Origin of the sequence: Pseudomonas sp. PS01298, assembly GCF_029959745.1 — a bacterium.
GTDB lineage: Bacteria > Pseudomonadota > Gammaproteobacteria > Pseudomonadales > Pseudomonadaceae > Aquipseudomonas > Aquipseudomonas aylmerensis.
Window position 1 is genome coordinate 1 of sequence record NZ_JASCPP010000247.1, and the last position, 449, is coordinate 449.

The 449-nt window shown below is 63.3% G+C and carries 1 protein-coding gene; it reads left to right on the plus strand.

The window, feature by feature from the left end:
• Positions 1-449: ribonucleotide-diphosphate reductase subunit beta (locus QMX97_RS32055; protein WP_282398238.1), on the plus strand; the 449-nt coding region annotated here is incomplete at both ends.

Consider the following 449-nt stretch of genomic DNA (forward strand, 5'->3'; position numbering starts at 1 on the left):
AAGGCCGCCCTCGACAAACTCGACGTCGCCGAAGGCCTCGCCGAGCTGGAAGGCTCCGCCGCCCGCGTCGCCGTTGACGAAAAGCGCATGATCAACTGCCGCGCCGACCTCAACCAACTCGTGCCCTTCAAGTACGACTGGGCCTGGCAGAAGTACCTCGACGGCTGCGCCAACCACTGGATGCCGCAAGAGGTCAACATGACCGCCGACATCGCCCTGTGGAAAAACCCCGAAGGCCTGACCGACGACGAACGTCGCATCGTCATGCGCAACCTCGGCTTCTTCTCCACCGCCGACTCGCTGGTCGCCAACAACCTGGTCCTGGCCGTGTACCGCCTGATCACCAACCCGGAGTGCCGCCAGTACATCCTGCGCCAGGCCTTCGAAGAAGCGATCCACACCCACGCCTACCAGTACTGCATCGAATCGCTGGCCATGGATGAAGGCGA